This window comes from Corynebacterium uterequi (assembly GCF_001021065.1).
GTDB lineage: Bacteria > Actinomycetota > Actinomycetes > Mycobacteriales > Mycobacteriaceae > Corynebacterium > Corynebacterium uterequi.
The window spans coordinates 2121039-2145584 of the sequence record NZ_CP011546.1 but is presented as its reverse complement, the minus strand read 5'-3'; the positions used below and the strand labels follow the sequence as shown (position 1 = coordinate 2145584).

The 24546-nt window shown below is 62.0% G+C and carries 21 protein-coding genes; 13 read left to right on the top strand and 8 right to left on the bottom strand.

The window, feature by feature from the left end; all coding sequences use genetic code 11:
- Positions 1 to 22 precede the first annotated feature (22 nt).
- Both CUTER_RS09885 and CUTER_RS09880 read right to left on the bottom strand, forming a co-directional pair.
- Positions 23 to 3031 (bottom strand): (Fe-S)-binding protein, encoded by a 3009-nt coding sequence (locus CUTER_RS09885; RefSeq protein WP_047260286.1) that lies wholly within the window; start codon positions 3029 to 3031, stop codon positions 23 to 25.
- Between the two features lie 54 nt (positions 3032 to 3085).
- The gene (locus tag CUTER_RS09880; protein WP_158408133.1) at positions 3086 to 4621 is read right to left on the bottom strand and encodes an aspartate-alanine antiporter-like transporter; all 1536 of its coding nucleotides are present in this window, start codon (positions 4619 to 4621) and stop codon (positions 3086 to 3088) included.
- A gap of 863 nt (positions 4622 to 5484) precedes the next feature.
- Between CUTER_RS09880 and CUTER_RS12090 the strand changes: the two genes are divergently transcribed.
- From CUTER_RS12090 to CUTER_RS09860, 5 genes are read left to right on the top strand one after another with little or no spacing between them, the layout of a single operon-like run.
- Entirely contained in the window at positions 5485 to 6057 is a 573-nt protein-coding gene (locus CUTER_RS12090) for a CPBP family intramembrane glutamic endopeptidase (RefSeq protein WP_144412308.1), read from the top strand.
- A 6-nt stretch (positions 6058 to 6063) separates the two neighbouring features.
- On the top strand, positions 6064 to 6471 hold the full coding sequence (locus CUTER_RS09875; protein ID WP_047260284.1) for an Msa family membrane protein: 408 nt from the start codon (positions 6064 to 6066) through the stop codon (positions 6469 to 6471).
- Between the two features lie 10 nt (positions 6472 to 6481).
- Entirely contained in the window at positions 6482 to 7369 is an 888-nt protein-coding gene (locus tag CUTER_RS11435) for an ABC transporter ATP-binding protein (protein WP_082121430.1), read from the top strand.
- Entirely contained in the window at positions 7366 to 8124 is a 759-nt protein-coding gene (locus CUTER_RS09865; RefSeq protein WP_047260282.1) for a hypothetical protein, read from the top strand. The genes CUTER_RS11435 and CUTER_RS09865 overlap by 4 nt, the downstream gene beginning before the upstream one ends.
- A 17-nt stretch (positions 8125 to 8141) precedes the next feature.
- Complete coding sequence (locus CUTER_RS09860) at positions 8142 to 9872, top strand: ABC transporter ATP-binding protein (RefSeq protein WP_082121353.1); 1731 nt, start codon at positions 8142 to 8144, stop codon at positions 9870 to 9872.
- Positions 9873 to 10021: 149 nt separating this feature from the next.
- On the opposite strand, the gene CUTER_RS09855 is transcribed toward CUTER_RS09860, so the two are convergent.
- The 5 genes from CUTER_RS09855 to CUTER_RS09835 all read right to left on the bottom strand — a co-directional run bounded on the left by CUTER_RS09855 (position 10022) and on the right by CUTER_RS09835 (position 15594).
- On the bottom strand, positions 10022 to 10546 hold the full coding sequence (locus CUTER_RS09855; RefSeq protein WP_047260280.1) for a carboxymuconolactone decarboxylase family protein: 525 nt from the start codon (positions 10544 to 10546) through the stop codon (positions 10022 to 10024).
- On the bottom strand, positions 10546 to 11142 hold the full coding sequence (locus CUTER_RS09850) for a peroxiredoxin (RefSeq protein ID WP_047260279.1): 597 nt from the start codon (positions 11140 to 11142) through the stop codon (positions 10546 to 10548). The genes CUTER_RS09855 and CUTER_RS09850 overlap by 1 nt, the downstream gene beginning before the upstream one ends.
- Positions 11143 to 11323: 181 nt before the next feature.
- Positions 11324 to 13282 (bottom strand): ABC transporter ATP-binding protein, encoded by a 1959-nt coding sequence (locus CUTER_RS09845; protein WP_236684713.1) that lies wholly within the window; start codon positions 13280 to 13282, stop codon positions 11324 to 11326.
- The gene (locus CUTER_RS09840; RefSeq protein WP_047260278.1) at positions 13279 to 15024 is read right to left on the bottom strand and encodes an ABC transporter ATP-binding protein; all 1746 of its coding nucleotides are present in this window, start codon (positions 15022 to 15024) and stop codon (positions 13279 to 13281) included. The genes CUTER_RS09845 and CUTER_RS09840 overlap by 4 nt, the downstream gene beginning before the upstream one ends.
- An 87-nt stretch (positions 15025 to 15111) precedes the next feature.
- Positions 15112 to 15594: an arsenate-mycothiol transferase ArsC gene (locus CUTER_RS09835; protein ID WP_407919166.1), complete on the bottom strand. Its 483-nt coding sequence runs from the start codon at positions 15592 to 15594 to the stop codon at positions 15112 to 15114.
- 128 nt (positions 15595 to 15722) lie between these two features.
- Between CUTER_RS09835 and CUTER_RS09830 the strand changes: the two genes are divergently transcribed.
- A complete protein-coding gene (locus CUTER_RS09830; RefSeq protein WP_047260277.1) occupies positions 15723 to 16658 on the top strand; it encodes a restriction endonuclease in 936 nt (311 codons plus the stop codon).
- Between the two features lie 396 nt (positions 16659 to 17054).
- Here CUTER_RS09830 and CUTER_RS11145 read toward each other — a convergent pair whose 3' ends face one another.
- Positions 17055 to 17468: an NAD(P)-binding protein gene (locus tag CUTER_RS11145; protein ID WP_052844113.1), complete on the bottom strand. Its 414-nt coding sequence runs from the start codon at positions 17466 to 17468 to the stop codon at positions 17055 to 17057.
- Positions 17469 to 17741: 273 nt separating this feature from the next.
- Here CUTER_RS11145 and CUTER_RS09820 point away from each other — a divergent pair, with 273 nt between their 5' ends.
- The 7 genes from CUTER_RS09820 to CUTER_RS09795 all read left to right on the top strand — a co-directional run bounded on the left by CUTER_RS09820 (position 17742) and on the right by CUTER_RS09795 (position 24526).
- Positions 17742 to 19508, top strand: a complete 1767-nt coding sequence (locus tag CUTER_RS09820; RefSeq protein ID WP_082121352.1) for a nitrite/sulfite reductase — start codon at positions 17742 to 17744, stop codon at positions 19506 to 19508.
- The gene (locus CUTER_RS11430) at positions 19508 to 19807 is read left to right on the top strand and encodes a hypothetical protein (RefSeq protein WP_236684712.1); all 300 of its coding nucleotides are present in this window, start codon (positions 19508 to 19510) and stop codon (positions 19805 to 19807) included. Before CUTER_RS09820 ends, CUTER_RS11430 begins: the two co-directional genes overlap by 1 nt.
- Before the next feature lie 6 nt (positions 19808 to 19813).
- On the top strand, positions 19814 to 20602 hold the full coding sequence (locus tag CUTER_RS09815; RefSeq protein WP_047260275.1) for a phosphoadenylyl-sulfate reductase: 789 nt from the start codon (positions 19814 to 19816) through the stop codon (positions 20600 to 20602).
- 66 nt (positions 20603 to 20668) lie between these two features.
- Positions 20669 to 21604 carry a sulfate adenylyltransferase subunit CysD gene (gene cysD, locus CUTER_RS09810; protein WP_047260274.1) on the top strand — a complete coding sequence of 312 codons (936 nt, stop codon included), beginning with the start codon at positions 20669 to 20671 and terminating at the stop codon, positions 21602 to 21604.
- The gene (locus tag CUTER_RS09805; RefSeq protein WP_047260273.1) at positions 21604 to 22863 is read left to right on the top strand and encodes a sulfate adenylyltransferase subunit 1; all 1260 of its coding nucleotides are present in this window, start codon (positions 21604 to 21606) and stop codon (positions 22861 to 22863) included. Before cysD ends, CUTER_RS09805 begins: the two co-directional genes overlap by 1 nt.
- A 12-nt stretch (positions 22864 to 22875) precedes the next feature.
- Positions 22876 to 23538 carry a sirohydrochlorin chelatase gene (locus tag CUTER_RS09800; protein WP_047260272.1) on the top strand — a complete coding sequence of 221 codons (663 nt, stop codon included), beginning with the start codon at positions 22876 to 22878 and terminating at the stop codon, positions 23536 to 23538.
- A gap of 10 nt (positions 23539 to 23548) precedes the next feature.
- Positions 23549 to 24526 carry a sulfite exporter TauE/SafE family protein gene (locus CUTER_RS09795; protein WP_052844112.1) on the top strand — a complete coding sequence of 326 codons (978 nt, stop codon included), beginning with the start codon at positions 23549 to 23551 and terminating at the stop codon, positions 24524 to 24526.
- Positions 24527 to 24546: the final 20 nt, after the last annotated feature.

The following is a 24546-nucleotide window of genomic DNA, read 5'->3' as shown; positions in this document are numbered from 1 at the left end:
CTTCCGCGCTGGCCTAGCTGGTCTAGCTGGGGGACGGCGGCGCGGGCGGTGCCGGCGGCGCGGGCGGTGCCGGCGGCGCGGGCGGTGCCGCCGGAGGCGCGGGGACAGGCGGTGTCGAAGGCGTAGGAGCCGCAGGAGTGGGAATCGTGGGAGCCCCGGGAGCTGCCGTCGGGGTCGGCGCTGCCGAAGCAGGGGGAGGCGTCGGCGGCGTTGGCGCTACTGGCGGCGTCGGAACCGTGGGAGCAGCAGGAACCTGTGGAGCCGCGGGAGCCGCGGGGGCAGCGGGGGCAGCAGGCGCATGCGGTGTTGCCCGCGGAGGCGCTGGCGGGGTGGGTGGAGCTGCCGGCACAGACGGGACTGCGGGGATGGGCGCCGGTGGAGCCACTACAGGAACCGCCAAGGGCGCGGGAGCTGCCGGAGCAGGGGGAGGCGTCGGCGCTTCTGGCGGCGTCGGAACCGTGGGAGCAGCAGGAACCTGTGGAGCCGCGGGGGCAGCGGGGGCAGCAGGCGCATGCGGTGTTGCCCGCGGAGGCGCTGGCGGGGTGGGTGGAGCTGCCGGCACAGACGGGACTGCGGGGATGGGCGCCGGTGGAGCCACTACAGGAACCGCCAAGGGCGCGGGAGCTGCCGGAGCAGGGGGAGGCGTCGGCGCTTCTGGCGGCGTCGGAACCGCGGGAGCAGCAGGAACCAACGGAGCCGCGGGAGGCGCGGAGGCAGCAGGCGCTGGGGGAGCCGCCGGCGGCGTCTGGGCACCGTCGGTCGAGACTGTTGTCGTAGCGGTCGGCTCGTTCTTCTCCGTGGTGCGGGTGCGGGGAGCAACGAGCCCTAGGTCTACGCGCGTCGGATGGACAACGGCGGACTTCGGTGCCGGCGTCGGCAGAGTGCCGTCGACGAGAATGGAATCGCGCAGCATGACCGCGACGTCGTTGACGGTCGCTGGCGTCGGGCCGGAGTCCTGTTTCAGTGACTTCATGGCGCCGGTAAACATGGAATTACAGAAGGGACAGCCCACCGCGATCTCCTCGGCGCCGGTCTCCAAGGCCTGCTGGGCCCGGAATTCGCTAATGCGGGTGCCGATATTCTCCTCCATGAACATCCGGGCGCCGCCAGCACCACAGCAGAAGGCCTCGCCGCGGTTACGAGTCATTTCGTTGAGCTGCATACCGGTGGCTTGTACCAGCTCACGCGGCGGGTCGTAGACCTGGTTTTGCCGGCCGAGGAAGCACGGATCGTGGTACGTCACGGGGCGTCGCTTGTCCGGGGTACGAGGAATCGGGGTCAGGCGCTTGTCGCGCACCAACCGATTGAGCAGCTGAGTGTGGTGGAAGACGTCATAATGACCGTCGAAGTCCGGGTATTCGTTACGAATGGTATTAAAACAGTGCGGGCACGTTGTGATGATCTTCCGCTTGCCCGGTTCGACGCCCTCGAAGGCGGCGTCGAGAGTATCGATGTTGCGTGCGGCCTGCATTTGGAAAAGGAACTCATTGCCCGCTCGACGGGCGGGATCGCCGGTACAGGATTCGCCCGTGGCGAGCACCGCGAATTTCACCCCGGCGGTGTGGAGCAGCTCGACGACGGCGCGGGTGGTCTTTCGCCCCTGGTCGTCATAGGCGCCGGCACAACCCACCCAGAACAGGTACTCGGTGTCGTCGAAGGTGACACCAGCCTCGCCGATGACGGGGACGTCGATGCCGTCGCGCCGGGCCTCTGCGACCCAGGATGCGCGTTCTGCGTTGCTCCGGCCCCAAGGATTTCCCTTCATATCAATGTTGGTGAACATTCCCGCGAGTTCGCTGGGGAAGTCAGAGGCGGCGAGCACCTGGAATCGCCGCAGGTCGGCCACGTGGTCGATGTGCTCGATATCTACCGGGCACTGATCGACACAGGCACCACAGTTGGTGCAGGACCACAGTACGTCGTCGTCGATAACGCCACCGGCGCCGGCCAGGGCGAGAACGTCTACTCCAGTGTGATCGGTAGGTGCCTCGGCGACGGTGGGGTCGGTGGGCAGCCCTGCGCCGGAAACGGCTGCGGCGCGCAGATCCATCATGAGTTTCTTCGGGCTCAAAGGCTTGCCTGTATTCCACGCGGGGCACAGGTCCTGGCAGCGGCCGCACTCTGTACACGCAGTGGCGTCGAGCAACAGCTTCCACGACGCGTCCGCGAGGGTGCCGACGCCGAGGCGGTCATCGTCGGTGACATTGTCAACGGTGACGGCGCGCCCATCGGACACCATCGGCTTGAGCCGGCCTAGGGCGCCGGAGCCGTCGGCGTTACGCTGCAAAAAGATAGTAAAGAAGGCGGTGAAGCGGTGCCACGCCACGCCCCAGGAGAGGTTCAGACCGACGAGGACGAAGAACCCCAGGCCGGACACCAGCTTGATGAAGGCGAACACGCTGACCAGCAGTGGCTCGGCGGGCAGGAGCTGGGCGATCCAGTAGGAGAGGAAATTGGGCCAGATGTGATCGGTGCCAAAGGCGGCGATCTTGCTCGCCTTGACCAAGAGCATGCCCAGGCCTTCCAACAAAACAATGGCCTCAATGACGCGCGCCGAGGTCATGTTGGAGTTGTAGAACCGACTAAGGCGGCTGTCTGCGCCGGCACGCAGGCGGTAGCAGATAAACCCACCGATACCCACGACGGTGCCGATGCCGAGGACTTCTTCGATTACGTGGTACAGGGCAAGCGAGGAGAGCCACGGCCACCCGCCGGCCGGGAAAAACACTTGAATAAAAGCCTCGAAATATACGATGATTCCGAGGAGGAATCCCACCATCACCAGCCAATGCAGCACAGCGAAGATGGGTCGTTTAAACATCCGGGTATGCCCGAAGACTTCGATCAGGGTCGTAGCCAGACGGCGGCCGGGGCGGTCTATGCGGGTTCCGCGCTCCACCGGCTGACCGGCGGCTACCAGGCGGAACACGCGCCACGCGCCGCGGATAAAGAGGAGCAGCGCCGGGATGAATAGCAGTACCCCGATCACGCCGAGGGTGATTGAGGCCGGTGAGCTCGCCAGGTCAGACATACCGCTCATCTTAAGAGTCGCGGGTGACACGGGGCGATTCACCGGCCCGGGCGCCTAGATGACGAGCAGCATGAGCGGCACCATGATGATCTTCACGATCACGGCCACGGTCACCACGGTGCTGTAACCAATCATGACGCGCGGGTCCTTCGCCTTGCTGGAAGCGAACTCCAGGACGGCGGGCTGGCTCATGATGCCCGACGCGCCGCCGCTAGCGCGGGCGGCGGACATGCCCTGGACGCGCATAAGAAGGTAGAAGACAACGAGCGTGGCCGCGGCGACGAGGCCGCCGAGGATCACCGAAATCAAGCCGGTCATGCTGATGGCGGTAGCAGCAAAAGCCGGGCCGGAAGCGATGCCGACGGCAGCAAGGAAGAGCATGAGACCGAACTGACGCAGGGTGAAGTTGGCGCTGCGCGGCAGCTTCCACGTCGACCCCATCGGAGTATTGCGCATCGCGCCGAGAATGAGGCCAGCGATGAGCGGGCCGGCCGCCGACCCGAGAGCAAAGGCGGCGCCGGCGGGCAGCGGGATAACAATGAGCGCGGCGGCGAAGCCGAGGCCCAAACCGCCAGCGAAGGTCACAAGGTCCACTTCAGAAACGCTGCGCTTGGAGTCACCAAAGAAGGTCTCCAGGTCGCCTTCCTTGCCGACGGGGTGGATGACCTCCACGATGTCGCCGGCTTCAAGGTAGGTGTCCGGGGAGGCGAGGATCTCCTCGTCGACGCGGCGAATGCGGGTGATAACCGCGCCCAACTGGGAATACAGCGGAAGATCACCGATGCGCTGGCCGGGCAACGACGGGTTAGAAACGGTCAGTTCATCCATGGCGACATTGCGCTCCCGGGCCCAACGACGCGGCGCCTTCGTGCCGACCGCCTTAATGAGGTCCTTGAGGACGGACTTGGCGGCAAAGAGAGTGACCTCGTCGCCGCTGAGCAGCGCGAGGTCCTTGTTGACGACACGAGTAACCCCGCCGCGGCGAACGCTGGCAATGCGCACGCGGCCTTCGCCGAGCTCGAAGAGTTCCTCGACTGCGAGGTCCTTGTTCAAGATGACGCGAGCCTTCTCAAAGACCGTATCGTCCGGGTTGTTGGTGTCCTTCGCGGCCTTCCACTTCTGGTTGACGAAGACGGACACGATGAGAATAGCCACGACCACGCCCGTCGGGTAGGCCAGGGAGTACCCCACGGCCGGCAGGTCAGAGTTGGTCTGCGTCTGGGCCAGGGACAGCGACGGGGTGTTCGTCAGCGCACCGGAGAAGATACCGACCGTGATCTCTCGGGACACACCTAGCAGCAACCCGCCGACGACGGCGACAGCCGCACCGACGGCGATCGCCGCAACCGCGGAAAGGATCAAGCCCAGCTGAGATTTGAGCTGCTTGAAGAAGCTCTCACCGGCCTCCAGGCCCACGAGGTAGACGAACAGGCCGAGGCCCAAGCTCTGGAGCATGGCCAGGTCAGCGGAGGGTTCGGGAATAAGAGCGCCGACGAGTAGGCCGACGAAAAGCGTTCCAGCGGCGCCGAAGCGGATGCCGCCGATGGGCACCGCGCCAAGCCCGGCGCCGAGGGCGATCACCAGGAACATGGTCAAGAATATGTTGTCTGCGAAGATACTAAGCACGTGTAGCCCTGCAACTTTCTGGGTAAACGTCATAAAGCGTGACGCACTCGAACCCTAACCAACAGAGCGCGAGTGCGAGCGTGCAGATCTTAGCAGCCCGCGTCAGAGATGCCAGCGCTGTCGCTGGGTCGGAGATAGGACGGTGGCCGGTTGCACGGAGGCTCCAGGTTGGAGTGCCGGCGAAGCCAGTGTCGTCCGGGTGGATGATCCATCTGGTGTTTTGGTCGGCGCGGAAACGGCTCCTACCTGGTTTTTCGATGTCTCTTGGATTGGAGTGAATCCAGGCTTGCGCGCTCGGCGTAGGAAGAAGTCAGACTACCTGGTAGGTGGGGCGATCCGTTTGAGGATTTGGAGTAGCCGCGCAAAGACGGTAGCTTGCCATCGGTACGAACCTTCGACGACCACCCAGATGGTCTGAAACTGAGGGTTTGAGAAGAGAGGCGAGGTCCCCAACCCCAAATAGGGGTGCCCAAATTTAACGCTGGGTTACGCGCCCCTCACTTTCAGGTTAATCACGTAACAAATCGCCTGCTCGCCGGTCTAAGAATCTTCTCATCGTAGCCTCAGGAAAATTAACCATTGCCAATAGGCTTCCACGGGACTAGAACTAAAGGCGTCAGAACGAAACAGCAAGAGTTGCAGGGAGGTGCGCAATGGAGTTCCTGAAGAAGCTGTTCACTCGTAATGAGGTGAACATCGGCATCGTTAAGATTGGATATACCGGTAAGCGGTGGCGCTGGTAAGACCGGACCACCATCTCATCCGGGCGCGTAGCGAGACCCGAGGAATCGCGATACTTGCTTCCCGCTACGTTCTTCCTAAAGATCATGAAAAACGAAAAATCTAAATTCGAATGTCTCCTTGTGGCCATCGCGCTTGTCGTCATTGCTGGCATGCTAGTCAACATTGGTAACGCTACTATCGTACTAGCTGGTTTCAAAAATCGGTTACACATGGACCTATGTCTCCTAATATATGCGCCACTAGCCTTCGTGGCGGTTCCGCTGTTGATTTCACGAGCACTAGGTTTCAAGATGATGGCGTTAAATTTCGGCTACAAGTCGGCTGGCGCGCTTGCACTTCTTTTGGGTCTACTATCATGGACACTGGATTGTGAACAAGAAATCGTCCATAACCTTGCCATAGCTACATGCGAGGAGCTACTATTCAGATGGATAATTTTATCGGTACTGATAAGCAAATTTTCGAAGAATCGAGCAATCATATTAGGTACGCTTTTATTCGCGTTTCTGCTACATCTGAATGGTGACCCTATAGCAAATATCGCAAAAGTGCCGGCCGGGCTGGTGTTGTACTACCTGAATGAGAAGTTCGGTATCCAAGCATCGATAGCTTTCCACTGTCTGCATAATCTACTAGTTGGCGAATTCTTATCGTGAGGAAACATGATTATATCCTTGGTTGTTGCGGTCATAGTTCATTCCTTTATCTACTTTACGGGGATTTATTGGATAGACCAGATAGATATTCTCGCTTTCCTGGGTTTGATCTATCTGTTGCCAGTATTGACCAACGCTGTTCTTACATTTATTGCAGCATGGACAAAGAAGCCGGTAAAAGTATCGTACCTCCTGCTTCCTGCAATATCGTTTATTAATTATATCATCTTGTCTTTGACGCTGCAGGGGGACGAGGGCTGGGCAGGCTTCGTTAACAGGAATACCGTTAGCGACGCAGGCATGACAATTACGGTGAATGAAAACCTGTTGTCGTTTTCGCAAATTCTGTTTGTTGCTCTGTTATACTTCATAATTCAATACGTGTCCATTCTGATCGTCAGAAGGAGTAAATAGAATGTCAGCTGTGATCGAGGTTCGCGGACTCGGTAAAAAATTTCCGGGTAACGATTTCTACTCGCTGCGCGATGCAACATTCGACCTAAACGAAGGCGACATCATCGGTTTGGTAGGAAGAAATGGTTCCGGAAAATCGACGCTTCTCAAAATGCTTTCCAAAGCACAGCGGCCGACTGAGGGGACGATCCATTATAATGGTAAAGATATTTTTTCAGCGCCGAATATTTTGGATGACTTTGGATTCATGATCGAGCCTGCCTTCTTTCCGCAAATAAGTGTAGAGGAAAACCTTGAGTTCTTTTTGAAGATACAAAAGAAAAATCACGATCGTCCGAAGATCGCTCCAACGCTTGAACTTGTTGGACTCTGGGAAGCACGGAAGAGGAAGCCTAGGACTTTCTCCTTCGGTATGAAGCAAAGGACAGCTCTGGCAATCGCGTTAGTTTCTAAGCCGAGTATAGTATTTCTAGACGAACCCTTCGTAGGGCTCGATCCAGTTGGGGTGCAAAGCCTACTGGATATTCTGAAGAAATGGTCATCTGAAAACGGTACGTCAATGATCATTTCGAGTCACCAGCTGAATGAACTTCGTGAGCTTTGTAATCGATATCTTTTCATCGAGTCTGGCAATCTTACCGACAATGTTAACGATAATCTGATTAAAACTACGGTGACACTGAATGCGGAAGCTGAGGGTAATATCGATGAAACACTCAGTAAGATACTTCTGGAAAGCAACGTCGCCTTTGAAGGTCATCGCATTGCTATTCCATCCACGCTAGACAATGCGCTCATGAACCGGCTGTATATGGAATTGGGAAGTCGAAATCTTATCAAAAGCGTGGACTCCAGGAAAGACAGTCTTGAAAACCTATTCAAAGGAGAAGATAAGTGAACTATTTGACGCTTCCGTTTGTGAAGGTTCTGCTTAAAAAGAAGGAGGTTGTTATAGGTCTATCCTTCAGTTTATATCCGCTGGTTCTTCTTTTTGGCGGACTTTTTGGCTCAAACTTCATGCAGTTGAGCGCACCAGATAATTCATTGAGCTGCTTCGAATTCATCAATGCAGTTTTGTTCACTCAATACCAGATGACTCTGCCGCTGATTGTGTTCTTCTACGCTGTATGTACGATATTTGGCGATGAAATACGGTCCGGACAGATGTACCTCTACAAGGATTTGAATCGAGGGACGATACTGCGAGGCAAACTATCTGCAATCTTTTTGATACAAATCCTGTACGTGGCTCTAACCATGTTAACCGCAACAATAACCTACTATATCGTGGTGGTGAAAGAATCCTATGCCTCGGGTAAATTTATTCCTGATGGTCAGGAATTTTTCGAACATGACCTCATCAGCTTGCTGGGCACAGTTGGAACCTTTATAATCTGTCTAATAGTCGTCGCCGCAATATCATTGCGGTCTAATAACGGGGTTTCTATGCTGTGCGGTCTTGTTTACGCAATGTTCTCCTTTATTGCACCCTACTTAGATTGGTTGAGTTGGGTGTTTCCAATCGGCTATGCCAGAGTTTACGAAAAGATTGGTTTTACTACCGCGCTTCTACTGATGACCCTGGTATTCGTTGTTTCCTACCTTCTAATTTACTTCTTGGCGAAGCAACGATTCGATCGAGTCCAGTATTGATAGGCTGCTGGCTCTAGATGTTCAGAAGTTTAAATGCGGCTAAATCGGACTTTTCCTTTATTTTCCGATACCTAGATAATAGAGTCTTCTTCACTGCTTCAGTAGCGGTCAGCGCCGTTGGAGCACTGGCTTCCTTGAGCCTGCCGATTGTTATCGGTGACTTGGTTGACGAAGGTCGGATGACCCTTGTACTGGAGAATAGGCTACTGCTTTGTATAGGGCTGGTGGCGATATTAACCATCTATGCAATCCAGGGAGCTTCTACGTACATGCTAGGACTGGTTGGCGCAGGCTTTATTCGATCCCTCGAGGTGGGATTGTCCCGGCATACGTTGTCGTTGCCAATCCCTTGCCTTGAGCGGTTTGATGAGGCAGACTTAGTTAGCCGCCTGACCAATGATGTTAATAAAGCAGCGAAAATAGTCACTACTACTATTCCTGAACTTGCTATCAGTCTTGTCATGACTTGCGCGATTGGCGTTGTTCTTTTGGTTATTAACTGGAAGCTCACAGTTGTTTGCTGGTTTGCCGTTTTTCTCACTTCAGCGATTTTCTTCCCGTTCAATAAAAAGTTAGAATCGCTATTCTTGCTACACCAAGAACTTATCGGCAGGGTTAGTAGCTTTTTTAGTCAGAGGGTTGGAAACGCCCGGGTGGTCAAAGGGTTTCTGGGGATTCCTCAAGACTCTAAGGGTTTGCTAGAGCTATTCAACCGCAAGTATGAAAATTTCGTTAGGATGGTTGGAATTTCCGCTATACTCAGTTCGCTTACCTCTATGACGCTAGTTCTCTTAGCCTTGGGCTGTCTGCTGTACTCTGGGTTGTTGGTAAAAAGAGGTGAGCTCCAGTTTGGGGATATGATAACCTTCGTCCTTTGCGTTATTCAGATTGTCGGACCGGTTTCAAAACTGTTGGAAGGAGTGGGTGAGTTATTTGAATTTAAGGGGACATTGCGAAGGGTTAAGGAGGTTTTAGATAAGGAAATGGAAGACATGGGTGCCGATGAATTTAGCATTCATCAAGGTGAAATTACCTTGAACCATGTTTCCTTTAGCTATTCGGATGATGAAGTTCTGAACGATATCTGCCTAACTATTGCGGGTGGGTCCTTGACGGCCATTGTCGGGCCGAGCGGGTCTGGTAAGTCGACTATCTTGAGCTTGATTATGAAGTTTTATGATAACTACGCCGGTCAGATTTTGATTGACGGTAAGGATCTTCGCCAGATCTCCCGGGTATCGCTCCGTCAATCGGTATCATGTGTCTTACAGGACTATTCGCTGTTTTCTGGAAGTTTGGAAGATAACCTGAGGTACGGAAGGAACGTGACAGCAACTTACGGGGACTGTCAGCGTGCTCTTTCTGTTGCGGGCGCTATGACTGTGGTGGAGAACTTGCCGGGCGGGTTGGATTTCCACATCGGCGAGCGCGGCAACCGTCTGTCGGAGGGTCAGAAGCAGAGGATTGCGATAGCTCGGTCTATCGTCTCTAGGCCGCGTATTCTCCTTATGGATGAAGCGACGTCGAGTCTGGACACTATCACCGAGGAAGAAATAACTAAGGCTCTTGGTCAGTTACAAGGGCGAGCAACCATAGTGATTGTTGCGCACCGCTTGAAAACAATTCTAGCCGCAGATAAGATAATTGTCTTGGATAAATCGGGAAGGGTTGTTGGTGCGGGGAGGCATGAAGAGCTTCTTGGTAGCTGCACGCTCTACTCGGAAATGTATCAAAAGGGCAGCTTCTGATCTATTTGGAACGCCGAGGAGGTAGGACTCTCGAAACCTATCCTTGGGACCGTTCGAACCGGTTGCGCCCCGTGACGAGCGCCCGTCGCCTCGGCGACGGGCACTATCGGTGAGATGAGCCTGCCTGCTTAGCCAGCTAAGGAAGGCCTCTAGCGGAAGGACTCCACCTCAAGAGTGAGAGCTAGAGCATTGACGACGGAGGCCAGTTTGATGGACTCCCAGATCTGCTCCTTCGTGAGGGTTTCCTCGCGGAGAGTCTTCTCGTGGGCAAGGGTACAATGCTCGCAACCGTTGATGGTGGAAACGGCGGTGTTCCACAGCTCGAAGTCGGCCTTGTCTACACCCGGCTTAGAGATGATGTTCATGCGCAGGCCGAACTTCACCTGTGCGTAATCATCGCCTAGCCAGCCCTTCGCACGGTAGGCAACGTTGTTCATCGCCATGACGGACGCGGCGGCGAGGGCCGCGTTGAACGCCTCGTCGCTAAGGTGCTCTTTTGCATCTTCGGCGATCTCCTTGAACACGCGCTCGTTGCGAGCGGCCGCGGCGGCCGCGACAAGGGTGCCCCACAGCTGCTGCTCGGAGAGCGCAGAGTTGCGGATGAGGGAGCCGATGTTGAGCTTCTGGTCCTTGGCGTAGTCCGGCAGTGACGCCTTGAGATTATCGATCGACATTACTTGAGCGACTCCTGGACAACGTCCATCTTGTTGATGTTCTTGGTCGGGTCGTTGGCCTGCCAGTTGCAGGCGCACACCTCTTCGGACTGCAGGGCGTCGAGCACGCGCAGGACCTCGTCGACGTTGCGGCCGACGGCATCCGGGGTGACGGAGACGAACTGGATGATGCCATCCGGGTCGATAATGAAGGTGGCACGGTCGGCAACGCCGTTGGCGTTCTCCACGCCGAGGGCGCGGATGAGCTCGTGCTTGATGTCGGAGAACATCGGGAAGGGAACGCCCTTGAGCTCCGGGTGGGTGGCGCGCCAGTTGAAGTGAGCGAACTCGTTATCGGTGGACCCGCCGAGGATCTGGGTGTCGCGGTCCTGGAACTCCTCGTCGAGCTCGCCGAAGGCGGCGATCTCGGTCGGGCAGACGAAGGTGAAGTCCTTCGGGTAGAAGAAGACGACCTTCCACTTGCCCTCGTACTTGTCGAGGGAGACGGTCTCGAAGTAGTCCTCCGGGGACTGGGCGTTAGCCTCGTGCAGGTCGCCGCCCTTGAGGGCCAGCAGTTCGAACTCGGGGAACTTCTCGCCAACGGTCAAGATAGCCATGGATGACAGTCCTTTCGATAGTGATCGCTAGCGCGGCCGGTGCCGCACTCTTGCCTTCGACCATAGGTAGCTTTTGCCGACCGTGCAACGCCACGGCCGGCATTGATACCCAAATGGGGGGTAGTGGGGAATCGATTGGTCGGAACCGCCTATAAACCCTGGCCGGCGCGGGGAAACCGCGCTACTCGGCGTCGAACTGTGCCTGATACAGCCGGAAATACGCCCCTTTGGCCGCCAACAGCTCCTCATGCCTGCCCTGCTCCACGATCTGCCCGTTCTCCATGACCACGATGTGGTCCGCAGTGCGGATCGTGGACAAGCGGTGGGCGATGACGAAGGAGGTCCGGTCGGCCCGTAACGCCGCCATCGCCTCCTGCACCAACACCTCCGTGCGGGTGTCGACGGAGCTTGTCGCCTCGTCAAGGATGAGCAGCGCGGGGCGAGCCACGAACGCCCGTGCGATGGTGATGAGCTGGCGTTCACCGACCGAGAGCGCACCGGAATCTGCGTCGATGCGCGTGTCATACCCGTCCGGCAACGCGTGCACGAAGCGATCCACGTAGCTGGCCTTCGCCGCGGCGAGCACGTCGTCGTCGCTGGCGTCGAGCCGCCCGTAGCGGATGTTGTCCCGGATGGTGCCGTCAAAAAGCACGGCATCCTGCAACACCATGCCCACCTGGGAGCGCAGCTGCTGGCGAGACAGCGTACGGATGTCCACCCCGTCGATGGTGATCCGCCCGGCGTCGAGCTCATAGAAACGCATGATGAGGTTGACCAGCGTCGTCTTCCCGGCACCCGTGGGGCCCACGATGGCCACCGTCTGGCCGGGCTCAACCCGCAGCGACAGCCCTTGAATGAGCTTGGTGTCGGGGGAGTAGGAGAAGTCCACGTCGTGGAACTCGACCAGGCCGCGCGCCGGCAAAGGCAGGGACGACGAGGCGTCGTCGTCAGCCTCCTCCGGGGCGTCGAGTAGCTCAAAGACCCGTTCCGCCGACGCCACCCCGGACTGCACCATCTGCGCCATCGCGCCCAGCTCCCCGAGGGGCTGGTTGAACTGCCGGGAATACTGGATGAACGCCGTCGCCGCGCCGAGGCTGATCGAACCGTGCGCGACCTTGAGCCCGCCAAGCACTGCGATAGCCACATAGGACAGGTACGAAACGAACTGCATCACCGGCATGATGAGCCCAGACAGGAACTGGGCGCGCGCCGACGCCCGGAAGAGCTCGTCATTACGCTCGTCGAAGAGCTCCACGGCGGCGTCGCCGCGGCCGAACAGGGTGATGACCTCATGCCCGGTGAAGCTTTCCTCGATGTGCCCGCCCAGCTGCCCGGTGGCGCGCCACTGCGTCTTAAACTCCCGCTGCGACCGAGAGCCGATAATCGCCACGACGGCCGCCGTCAGCGGAATCGACAGCATCGTCACCGCCGCCAACTGCCAACTCACCGTCACCATCATGACGATGAACGCGATAATCAGCAGTATCGACTGCAACGCCTGGGACAGTGCCTGCTGCAACGTCTGCTGGACGTTGTCGACATCGTTCGTGGTCCTTGACAGAACATCTCCGCGCTGCTGGCCGTCCACATAGCTCAGCGGCAGCGCGTTGAGCTTCGCTTCCACATCCACGCGAAGCGCGTAGACGACGTCCATCACCATGGCGTTGAGGACGAATCCCTGCCCCCAACTCAGCAACGACGCCGCCGCGTAGATCGCTACCATCACCACCACCAGCCACGCCAGGGCGGAAACGTCAATGCCCACGCCGGGGGTTAGCTGCATCGACCCCAACATGTCCGCCAGGGTGTCCCGGCCCTGCGCCTGCGCCTGCGCGACGATGTCCTCCGCGGTGGCGCCCGCCGGCAGCCGGGAACTGACCGCCCCGGCAAAGATCACATCCATCGCCCGGCCCAGCACCAGTGGTGCCACCGCGTAGCACCCCACGTAGGCCAGCAACATCACAATCACAAGCCCGAGACGGAGTTTGTGCGGCGCGAGCAGGCCCACTAGCCGCAGCAACGACGGCCAGAAGTTCTTCGCGGAACGCGGCGCTGAGCCTGACCATTCGTCGCCGCTCAGCGTGCTCTCCAGCGCCAGCAGCTCCTCCTCGGTCATGTCCTGGGCGTTATCGCGGGTCATTCTTGACCTCCATCGGTGATCTGGGAGTTCACAATGTCCTGGTAGGTGCGGCTCGACGCCATGAGCTCGGCGTGGCTGCCGTGCGCCACGATCCGCCCCGCGTCGATGACGTAAATCCGATCCGCGTGGGCGATCGTCGACACCCGCTGAGCGACCATCACCGTCGTCGCCGCCGCTAGCCGCGGCCGCAGCGCCTTCCGTAGCCGGGCATCCGTGGCCATGTCCAGCGCCGAAAACGAATCGTCGAAAAGGTACACGCTCGCCCGGCCGACGAGCGCTCGCGCTATGCACAAGCGCTGCCGCTGCCCGCCGGACACGTTCGTTCCGCCCTGAGAAATGGGCATCGCCAACCCCAGCTCGTGGGCAGCCACGAAGTCCGCGGCCTGCGCCACGCGCAGCGCCTCCCACAGCTGCTCGTCCGTGGCCTCAGGGTCCGCTAGGCGTAGGTTCGACGCCACCGTCCCCGAGAACAAAAACGCCTTCTGCGGCACCATCCGCACCCGCTTGGACAGCTCAGCACGGCTCAGGGTGGCGGCGTCGACGCCGCCGAGCAGCACCCGACCCTCCGTCGGCGCGAGGAGCCGCGGGATGAGCGACAACAGGGTGGACTTGCCCGACCCGGTCGCGCCGATGACGGCTATCACCTCACCAGGGCGCGCGCTAATGCTCACCTCCGCGACAACCGGTTCCTGCGCACCGGGATACGCAAAGGACACCCCCTCCAATTCGAGAGCCGCGGAGTTATCGGGCGCGGACCCGGGTGCGGTGTCCACAGGCGCGTCTATCCGGGAGGGGGAGGCGTCGAGCAACTCGGCGATGCGTCTCGCGCACACCAACGCCCGCGGCAGCATCACCACCACAAACGCCGCTGTCATCACCGCCGACAGGATCTGCAATAGATACTGAAGAAAGGCCGTCAACGCGCCGACCTCCACCTCGCCGGCGCCGACGCGGAGACCGCCGAACCACACCACCGCAGCCGTCGCCGCGTTGAGGATGAACATCAACGCCGGGAACAACAGCACGAAAAGCTTGCCGATGTTGAGACTGAGCGTCGTAATGTCCCGATTAGCCACGTCGAAACGGGCCGCCTCGTGATCCTCCCGGGCGAAGGCCCGCACCACCCGGATGCCTGCGATCTGCTCACGTAGTACCCCATTGAGGGCGTCGACCTGCGTCTGAAAGCGGGCAAACATGTTCACCAGCGGTGCGCACAGCAAACCCACCGTCAACGTCAGCACGACAACACTCACCACGATCAGCGGCGACAGCCCCGGGTCCTCCCGAAACGCCATAGTTACGCCGCCGATCATGGTGATCGGTGCCGCGACCATGAAGCTGAGCAAGACGAGAAACACCATCTGAACCTGCTGCACGTCGTTCGTGCCGCGGGTAATGAGCGTCGGCGTACCAAAGGCGGATACGTCCTCCACCGGCAGGGAAATGACCCGGCGAAACACCGCCGAACGAATAGCCCGACCCGTGCCCATCGCGACGCGCGCCGCCAACCAGATCGCCACCGCCGCGGCGAACACCTGCACGAAGGCCACCGCAACCATGACCCCGCCCAGGCGCCAAATGAGGCCGATATCGCCGGTGACCACGCCCTCGTCAATAATCCGGGCATTGAGCGACGGCAGATACAAAATAGCCAGCGTGCTCACCAGGTTTAACACAATGACGGCCACAATGGCCGCGCTGAAGGGCCGTCCGAAGCGGGAAAGAAGCCGTAGGAGCGCCACGCGGGGATCCCTCCAAGGGGGTTGAGCTCTGCTGATTCAACCGTCAGCGTACCCCCCTAGGCGCGAGGCCAGCCCGCCACTATCAGCCTAGGCAGAAAGCGATGCGGACAGGCGTCGAACCCGGGCCTCAATATGGTCCAGGACCAGGGCCATCCGCTTCGCGCCGTCGACGCCCACACTCGACGGCTCGACGATCACCCACCGCTCGCTGGCCACGTCCTCGGGAAGGTCGGCCTCCGCCTCGCTACCGAGGAACACCACGATGTCCGAAGCGTCAATCAGCTCCGGCGTCAGCGGCTTGGGCGACTCACCCTCGACGGAGTAGCCGCGCTCCGCAAGCGCGTCGACGGCCAAGCCATTGAGCGCATCGCCCGGCTCGGTGCCGGCGGAATGGACGCGCACGCCGTCGACCGCGAGTCCCCGCAGGACAGCGGCAGCCATCTGGGACTTTCCAGAATTCGTGCGACAAACGAACGTAACAACAGTCAAAGGGTTCTCCTTACACAGGGGGAAATGAGCGGCGAAGCCACAAGGCAACCTACACCAACGCCACCGGCCCGCAGACGTCACAGGGCTTCTCGGGCTTCTTTGGCTTTCTCGGGGTGCCGGGACGAACGCAGCGTCGAGAGCGCGTCGCTGCTGTCACACCCGGGCCATAGGCTAGACGCCAGTACCAAACCACCGCCCAAGGAGCACCTATGACCGAGTTCGCCACCCCGCCGATTGACCAATTCCGCCCCGCGGTGCTCGCCGTGCTGGCCGACGGCACCGTCCGCGGATTCCGGGAACTCGCCGAGCTAGCCGCCGCCCACCTTGGCCTCACCGAAGAAGCCAAAGCCGAGAAACTCTCCTCCGGCCAACTCCGCTACATCAACCGCCTGTACTGGGCCTGCTCCAGCCTCGTCCACGCCGGCCTCGTACGACGCCCCCAGCGAGCCCACTACCGCATCACCGACGACGGGCTAGTCGTCGCCGCCCGCAACCTCCGCGCCTACTCCGAAAAAGACCTCCTCGAATGGCAGCCGTGGTCCTCCTACAAGCAGGAACTCCGCAACCGCACGTCGGATAGCCCGGCCGGCGCTGACACCTCCCACGACGAAGACACCGATCCCGTCGAAGCCCTCATCGCCGGACAGCAGGCCTACAACGCCCGCACCGAAACCGAACTGCGCACGCGCCTGCAAGCCGCATCGCCGGAATTCTTCGAAAAAGCGGTCCTCGACCTGCTCTGGGCAATGGGGTACGGCGGTGCCCACGGAGAAAAGCAACACGTCGGCCGCTCCGGCGACGGCGGCATCGACGGAATCATCAGCCAGGACGCGCTCGGGCTCTCGAACATCTACATCCAAGCTAAGAAGTACGCCGATAACAACAAGGTCGGCGACCGCGAGATCCGCAACTTCATGGGCTCCCTCGACGCCCGCGGAGCGACCCTCGGCGTGTTCATCACCACGTCCGCATTCCTGCCTCGCGCCGAGACCTCCGCGCGGAGCTACCGGCACGGCAAGATCGTGCTCATCGACGGCATCCGGCTCACGAGGCTCATGCTCAACTACGGCGTTGCCGTCAACAAGTTCCGCGAATTCGCCCTCTACGAGATCGACGACGACTACTTCGACGAGGAACTCGGCTAGCGCGGGGTGGTTTCGGGGCGGTTTCGGGGTGGGGCCGCCATCGAGGCTTTTGTGCGCTGTGATTTCGGCGACGCTCGTTGGGGCCGGCACGAGCGTGCCCACGGATCGCTGAGATTCTTCACGCTTGTGGTGCCCGTGGAGGGCGACGGGTCGACGTGGGGCATCGTTTTCTGCTGCGGCGCGTTCGCGAGGTGCGGGGCCCGGCTTGTGTGGGCGGGCGGTTTTGGGGCTGGGCGTGGTGTGCCGGGCTTCTGCGTCGTTGGGGTGCCGGTTGTGTGGGTGGCGGGGTGTGGCGTCGGTGTGTGGCACCCCTTAGCGACGCGGGCGGCGAGGCTTGGAAATCTGGCGTCGATCGGCGAGGCCGGGGGATCTCCGGCGGCTATGCCGGGCGTCGGCCTAGAAGCACACTGGAACGCCTCGCGCTCGTTCGGCGAGTTGGGTCCAGTCTGAGGCGTTGCGGTGGAGGTGGTCGTCGAGGTGGAACCAGCCGTGCCAGCGCGTGACCGGCAGTGAGTGAGCGGTGAGGATTGGATCAATGTCCTGGTGAGCAGCGTAGATCGCGTTGAACTCTGCCCAGCTGATGTCGTGGCCGATGCGGACATTGCCGAAGAACCGCAGGTGCGGGGTGAGGTATTCGTCGGGGATGGTTTCGACGGCGCCGTCGATGAGGCGTTGGCTGCTGATGAGCCCATGGGCGACGGGGCGGGCGTCGAAAAGGTCCACGCACATGCCCGCGCGGACCGCCTGTTCAGCGGCGGCGATGCCGGCGGGTGTAGCGCCGACGATGGCGATGCGCGGTGCGGGTGCCATGGGGTGACCTTTCTTTCTGGCCTCTTGGTGAACTGATGTGTCTACCAATGTAGACCAATTGGTACGTGTCATGGAAGGGTGCGGCCTTATATTCATCTCCATAAATAGGTGTGCAGGTCCAGCACGGCTGGGTGAAAAGTATTAAACCGACTGGTAGCAGGTGTTCAATAGGGAAGCGACGTCAGGCGATGGCGGTGAATCTAATTCCCGTCGCTTGACTAGACAGATCGGTGCATTAGTGTGTCGCTGCAAGACGATATTGAGGAGCGCATAATGACCACCACCACAGATTCCCGGAAACAGTTGCCGCGGAAGGGGACACGTCGGACCCGGCAAAACCCGCCGCAAGGCGTGGAAAAGCCAACGACACGCCCGCGGGAGCATGAACCCAGACCGAAGCGCAGGCCCAAGCCGGAGGGGCAGTGGAAGATTGACGGAACTGCGCCGCTCAATCACGATGAGGAGCTGAAGCAGCAGTCGCCGGCGCTCGACGTCAAGCGGCGCATCATCGAGACCTATTCGCGTCAGGGTTTCGATTCGATCGCCACGGAGGACCTGTATCCGAGGATGAAGGTCGTCGGGCTGTATACCCAGCGCAAGCAGAATCTGGGCGGGGAGCATACGGGCAAGGACAACTCGGAGCTGCACGATAAGTTCTTCATGATGCGGATCCGCTTCGACGGTGGGCAGTCGTCGCCGCAGCGAGCGCGGGTGGTCGGCGAGATCAGCCGCGACTATGCCCGCTCCACCGTGGACCTCACAGACCGGCAGAATATCCAGCTGCATTGGGTGCGCGTCGAGGACGTGCCGGTCATCTGGGAGAAGCTGGCGAGCGTCGGCCTGGATACCTTCGACGCCTGCGGTGATGTGCCGCGCGTCATTCTCGGGTCGCCGGTGGCGGGGGTGGCGGCGGATGAGATCGTCGACGCGCAGCCGGCGATTGACTACATCCACCGGGTGCTTCTGCCGCAAGAGGAGTTTCAGAACCTGCCGCGGAAGTTTAAGTCTGCGGTCTCCGGTAACGCCCGTCAGGACGTCACCCATGAGATTCAGGACCTGGCGTTTCAGGGGGTGCGACACCCGGAGCTGGGGCCGGGGTTTCAGGTGTTCGTCGGCGGCGGGCTGTCGACGAACCCGATGCTGGCCCGGTCCCTGGGGGTCTTCGTCACCCTGGAGCAGGTGCCGGAGGTGTGGGCGAATGTGGTGCGGATCTTCCGGGACTACGGCTATCGCCGGCTGCGCAACCGGGCGCGGCTGAAGTTCCTGGTGGCGCAGTGGGGGCCGGCGAAGTTCCGGGAGGTGCTGGAGCAGGAGTACCTCGGTTACGCGTTGCCCGACGGCCCGGATCCGGTGCCGAATCTCATCGATCGGGATCATGTGGGAATCCACGAGCAAAAGGACGGCCGTTTCTATCTGGGCGTGAAGCCGACGTTGGGGCACCTGACGGGCGAGCAGCTCATCGCGGCCGCCGACGCCGCCGAGCGCCACGGCGTCACCCGGATCCGGCACACCCCGTTCAAGGAGCTGTTGTTTCTGGATCTGTCCCGCGGCGAGGCGGACGAGCTCGCCGCCGAGCTGGCCGAGGTGGGGTTGTTTGCGAACCCGTCCGAGTTTCGACGCGGGCTGTTGTCATGCACCGGGCTGGAGTTTTGCAAGCTGGCGCACGTGACCACCAAGTCGCGCGCCATCGAGCTGGCCGATGAGCTGGAAGAACGCTTCGGCACCCTGGATTCGCCCATCACCATCGCGCTCAACGGCTGCCCGAATTCTTGTGCTCGGACGCAGGTGTCTGACATCGGCCTCAAGGGGCAGACGGTGACGGACGCCGACGGCAACCGCGTCGAGGGCTTCCAGGTGCACCTGGGCGGCACCATCGGCGAGGGCGCGAACTTCGGCCGGAAGCTCCGGGGGCACAAGGTGACGTCGGCGGAGCTGACGGACTACGTGGTGCGCGTCGTCGGAAATTACCTGGCCAAGCGCGACGACGGCGAGCTGTTTCGCCACTGGGTGCTGCGCGCCGACGAGGCGGACGTGCGCTGATGGCCTTTCGTCGACCCCCGAACCCGAACCGTAACCACCCGCTGTTTTGCCCTTATTGCGCAGGGGAGAGCCTCTTTCCCGATGAGCAGGATGACTTCGCCTGGAGCTGCCAGGAGTGCCTGCGGGTCTTCTCCGTGCAGTTTCACGGCCAGGACGACGCCGCCGAGCGGGTGCCGGAGCCGGCGCCGTCGACGCAGCAAGCCCTGCGCGCGTCCTTGGCTCGCCTGGCCCTTCGTGCGGGATCGGTCGATGTCAGTCAGACTGGAACACCTAACTCACGACGGCCAGAAGGAGTATGAGAACGCATGAGCTCGACTATTAATCTGCTTTCGGCGGGCGGCACCGGCGACTTCCGTGATCCGGGAATCAGCCCGCAGGGCCCCCGCGCTGCGGAGCCGCTGCCGGACGACGTTGTCACCCGCAACGCGGAGCTCGTCGAGCGGTGGGCGGCCAAGCTGTACGACGCGCCCGCCGAGGACATCCTCGACTTTGCCCGCGAGCACACCCCCGGCGCGGCGGTGATTACCCTGAGCATGGAGAACACCGTCCTGGCGGAGCTGGCGCAGGATCATCTGCCGGACGCGGACTTTCTTTTCCTGGACACGGAGTACCACTTCCCGGAGACGCTGTCGGTGGCGGACGCCGTCGAACGCCGGTATCCCAACCGGCTGGTGCGCACCAAGGCGATCCTCAGCCGAGCCGAGCAGGACGCCACCTACGGGCCGATGCTCTACACCCGCGACCCCAACGCCTGCTGCCGGATGCGCAAGGTGGAGCCGTTGCAGCGTCATCTCAGCCCCTATGCGGCGGTGGTGGACGGGCTGCGTCGCGTCGACGGTCCCACCCGCGCCCAGGCGCCGGCGTTGTCGCTGAACAAGACCGGCCGGTTGAAGATCTCGCCGATCATCACGTGGACGCTGGCGGACACGGAGGCCTTCATCGCCGAGCGGGATCTCATCGTTCACCCGCTCACCCGTCAGGGGTACCCGTCCATCGGCTGCGCCACGTGCACGCTGCCCGTTGCCAAGGGGCAGGATCCGCGCGCCGGGCGGTGGTCCGGCTCCGGCAAGACCGAGTGCGGTCTGCACGTCTAAGCGCCGGCCGATAGTCTCGTAGATCACATTGTCCAGATCAGTCGAAGCACCCGAAGAATTAGAGAAATGACTACCGATTTACACGATTCCCAGGCGGGGCGTGAGCGCCCGCTGTCGCCGCACCTGCGCGACCTAGAAAACGAATCCATCCACATCCTGCGGGAAGTAGCCGGCCAATTCGACAAGGTGGGCCTGCTGTTTTCCGGGGGTAAGGACTCCTGCGTTGTGTTCGAATTGGCGCGGCGCGCCTTCGCCCCGAGCGCGGTGCCCTTCGAGCTGCTCCACGTCGACACGGGCCACAATTTCCCGGAGGTTATTGAGTTTAGGGATCGCCTCGTACAGCGCACGGGCGCCCGGCTGCACGTCGCGCTCGTTCAGGATTGGATCGACCGCGGCGAGCTCACCGAACGCCCCGACGGCACCCGCAACCCGCTGCAAACGGTGCCGCTGGTGGAGACCATCGCGGATCGTGGGTACGACGCTGTCCTCGGCGGGGCTCGCCGCGACGAGGAACGCGCCCGGGCCAAGGAACGGGTCTTTTCCGTGCGGGATTCCTTCGGCGGCTGGGACCCGCGCCGGCAGCGCCCGGAGCTGTGGAGCCTGTACAACGGCGAGAAGCTGCCCGGCGAGAACATCCGCGTGTTCCCCATCTCCAATTGGACGGAGGCCGACGTGTGGGAGTACATCGGCGCCCGCGGCATCGAGCTGCCGTCGATCTACTTCGCCCATGACCGCGAGGTGTTCCACCGCGACGGCATGTGGCTCACGGCCGGGCAGTGGGGTGGGCCGAAGAAGGACGAAGCCCTCCAGACGCGGCGAGTGCGCTACCGCACCGTCGGGGACATGTCATGCACCGGCGCGGTCGAGTCCGACGCCACCACCATCGACGAGGTCATCGCTGAGATTGCCACGTCCACGCTGACCGAACGCGGCGCCACCCGCGCTGACGATCGCCTCAGTGAATCCGCCATGGAAGACCGCAAGAAGGAGGGCTACTTCTGATGCTCGAACACCGCGAAACCCTGCGCCTGTGCACCGCCGGCAGCGTCGACGACGGCAAGTCCACTTTCGTCGGCCGCCTGCTGCACGACACGAAAAGCGTGCTCGCCGACCAGCTGGCGAGCGTCGAACGCACCTCCGCCGACCGCGGCTTCGACGGCGTCGACCTGTCCCTGCTGGTCGACGGCCTGCGCGCCGAACGCGAGCAAGGCATCACCATCGACGTCGCCTACCGCTACTTCGCCACCGACGTCCGCGCCTTCATCCTCGCCGATACCCCCGGCCACGTGCAGTACACCCGCAACACGGTGACTGGCATGTCCACCTCCCAGGTGGTGGTGCTGCTGGTCGACGCCCGCCACGGCGTCGTCGAGCAGACCATCCGGCACCTCACCATCGCCTCCCTGCTGGGGGTACGCACGGTGATCCTGGCGGTGAACAAGATTGACCTGGTGGACTACTCCGAGGACGTCTTCCGCCGCATCGAGGAGGAATTCACTACCCGAGCGCAGGCCCTCGGGGTTGATGACCGCCACGTCATCCCGATCTCTGCGCTAAAGGGAGACAACGTCGTCGAGGCGTCGTCGCGCATGAGCTGGTACGACGGCCCGACGGTGCTCACCGTCCTCGAAACCGTCTCAGTGGGCACCGGCCGGGCGCTGGACCTGGACCTGCGTTTCCCGATCCAGTACGTCATCCGCGAGCACGCCACCGATTACCGCGGCTACGCCGGGCGCGTCGAAGCCGGCAGCGTGCGCGTCGGCGACACGGTCACCGTGCCGACGGGCACCACCACGGTCACCCACATCGATACCGCCGACGGCCTCGACGCCGCCACCGAGGCCCACGCCGGGGACTCGGTCACCCTCCGCCTGGCTGACGACATCGACCTCGTCCGCGGCGACCTCATTGCCGCCGGCCCTCGGCCCGAGGCGGTGCGCAGTTTCGACGCCACCGTCGTCGGCCTGACCGACAAGGACCTTCGGCCCGGCCAGCAGGTCAAGGTGCGCTACGGTGCGTCGCTCGTGCGCGGGCGCCTGTCCGTCGTGATGCGGATTGTGGACCTCGACGGCGTCGACGGAGACGTCCTCGACCCCGACGCCGTGGGGCTCAACGACATCGCCCACGTCACCGTCGAGGTGGCCAGCGAGCTGCCGGTGGAGGACTACGCCGCCCGCGGCGCCGTCGGCAACTTCCTGCTCGTCGACAAGGCCTCCGGCCAGACCCTCGCCGCCGGCTTCGTGGGGCACCGCCTGCGCTAACGAGACCCTGCCATGACCGACCTCATCATCCTCTCCCACGGCTCCCGGCACCCCCGGGCCCACGCCACGGTCCAACGGCTCGCGGATGCTACCGCGCGGCTAGTACCCTGCGGCGTCCACGTCGCCCACCTCGACTTCGACCCCGAGCGCACGCTCAGCGCCGTGGCCCAGCGAAGCGGCGACGCCGTCGTCGTCCCGCTGCTCTTCGCCGGGGGCTTTCACACCCGCTTCGACGTGCCCAACCAAATCCGGCAGGCAGAGTCAGGCGGGGTAAGGCTCACCCTCGCGCCGAGCCTGGGTGCCGGGCCGGACGTGGCGGCGGTTCTTTCCCGGCGCTTGCGTGCCGACGCCGCCGAGGACTCGGTAGGCGTGCTCTTCTCGGTGGGGTCCTCTATTGCCAGTTCGCAGGCGGCCATGGTCGCGCTCGCCGACGCTGTCGGACGGGCCGCCGGCCGGGACGTGGACTTCCTCAGCGCAACAAACATGGCTCGCAGCCTCGACGACGTCGTCGCCGAACACGGTCGCATCCACCTACTGCCGCTGTTCGTCGCCGAAGGGCTGCTGCTCGACCAGGCCCTGGCCCGGCTGCCCGCCGGCTCGACGGCGTCGGCTCCGCTAGGGGAGGCGTTGGCCGGCGTCGTCGCGGCCCGCTACCGGGCCTGCGACCCGCTATAAGGAGGTTCCCGTGCACCAGCTTCTGCTCATCGCGCTGGCTGGCGTCGTCGCGCAGCTCGTCGACGGCGCCCTCGGCGTGGGCTTCGGCGCGACGTCGACGACGATGCTCGTCGGCCTCGTGGCGCTGTCTCCCGCGACGGCGTCGGCGGTGGTGCACACCGCCGAACTCGGCACCAGCCTCGCGTCCGGGGCGAGCCACTGGCGCTTCGGCAACGTCGACTGGCGACTCGCGCTGCGCATCGGGCTGCCCGGTGCGATCGGTGCGGGAGTGGGGGCGACTGCGCTCTCGCACCTGCCCGCCGAGGCGGCGCGGCCGGTCATGGCGCTCATCATCGCGGGCATCGGCGTGCGATTGGTGTGGCGTTACTCCCGCGGCGAACGGCAACGCACGCTGGCGGCCAAGCCCCACTCGCCGTGGTTTCTCGGCGGGTTGGGCTTCTTCGGCGGGCTCATCGACGCCACCGGTGGCGGCGGGTGGGGGCCAGTAACGACGTCGACGCTGCTCGCCTCCGGGCGCACGACCCCTCGCCGGATCATCGGCACGGTCAACACCGCGGAGTTCCTCGTGGCGGCCGGCGCCACCATGGGATTCGTCATCGGGCTGTGGCAGCAGCTGGCGTCGCACCTGGCGGCGGTGGCCGCGCTGCTGGCCGGCGGGGTGATCGCGGCGCCGCTGGCTGCCTGGTTGGTGTCGCGATTCAACCCCATCGCCCTAGGCGCCGTGGTGGGTACGGCGCTGGTGGTCCTCAACGCGCCGGTGGCCTTGGCGGCGGCGGGCGTGGGGCCGGGGTGGCTGTGGGCCGTGCGGGTGGCGGCTGTGGCGATCGGCTGCGCGGCGACGGCGGCGGGGTTGCGCCGGTCTGGACTGTGGCGTTCTGGGCTGTGGCGTTCTGGGCTGTGGCGGTCTGGGGGAGCGCGGCGACGGCGCATCACGACCGTCGACCCGGACCCTGTGCCGGCACTGTGTGCTAGGACACAAGTCGAATAAAGATTACCTAAGAGCGTTGC